Consider the following 1,046-nt stretch of genomic DNA (forward strand, 5'->3'; position numbering starts at 1 on the left):
TCCGTTATACTTTCTCACCCGTGACTATCTCTCCACCAGTGCGGCGGCCCTGCTTATGGTCTTTATCATGCTGCCGGGCTTTTTGCTTGCCATGTATGAGCGTCACGGCCAGCCCCTTGAAGTGGTGGTAATGCAGATGATTCAGTGCTGCTTCCTCCGCCCCAAGGAGCGCCCCTACCAGACCAACAACGCCTACGCCGCCCTAATGCGGCAGCATCAAATGGAACAGGAGGTAAAGGCCATTGTCCAAAAAAGAAATCCCAAGAGAAACCGAAAAAACAAAGCTGACCCGCGCCCAGCGAAAAGAAATTGACGCAGTAATCCGCAAGTACAAGGGCGACGGCAAGCCCCATACGGCGCAGGCCACCATCCCCTATGAGGCCATGTACCCGGACGGCGTGTGCCGCCTGACGAAAAACACCTTTTCCAAGTGCATTGCCTTTGAGGACATCAGCTATCAGCTCGCCCAGCCGGACACCAAGACGGCCATCTTTGAACATCTTTGCGACCTCTACAACTATGTGGACGCCTCTATCCACGTCCAGTTTTCGTTCCTGAACCGCAGGGTTGACCCGGTGCAGTACGCCAAGAGCTTTGAGATCGCACCGCAGGGGGACGACTTCGACGACATCCGGGCCGAGTACACCGGCATCCTGCAAAAGCAGCTTGCAAACGGCAACAACGGCATCGTCAAGACCAAGTACCTGACGTTCACCATTGAGGCCGATAGCCCGAAATCCGCAAGGGCCAGACTGAACCGCATCGGCCTTGACCTCTTAGGCTATTTCAAGACGATGGGAGCCGTGGCCCATGTGATGAACGGCAAAGAGCGGCTTGCGGTGCTGCATGGTGTGTTCCACCCGGACGGGGAGCTGTTCAATTTTGACTGGAAGTGGATGACCCCCTCCGGCCTTTCCACCAAGGACTTTATCGCCCCGTCCTCCCTGTGCTTTGGCAATGCAAAAACCTTTGGCATGGGCGGCAAATACGGCGCGGTGAGTTTCCTGCAAATCCTCGCCCCGGAGCTGTCGGATGAAATGCTGGCC

Annotated in this window: 1 protein-coding gene and 1 pseudogene; both read left to right on the forward strand. The window is 56.3% G+C overall.

Annotated features, from left to right (window positions below; genetic code table 11):
• Positions 1-313 (forward strand): PrgI family protein (locus tag ACQRBH_RS17220; RefSeq protein WP_427762681.1); only part of this gene is annotated, 313 nt, incomplete at its 5' end.
• A pseudogene (locus ACQRBH_RS17225) lies at positions 243-1,046 on the forward strand (VirB4-like conjugal transfer ATPase, CD1110 family); the annotation flags it as partial. The gene ACQRBH_RS17220 and the pseudogene ACQRBH_RS17225, both read left to right, overlap by 71 nt.

Source organism: Bariatricus sp. SGI.161, from assembly GCF_050313695.1.
Taxonomy (GTDB): domain Bacteria; phylum Bacillota; class Clostridia; order Lachnospirales; family Lachnospiraceae; genus JAFBIX01.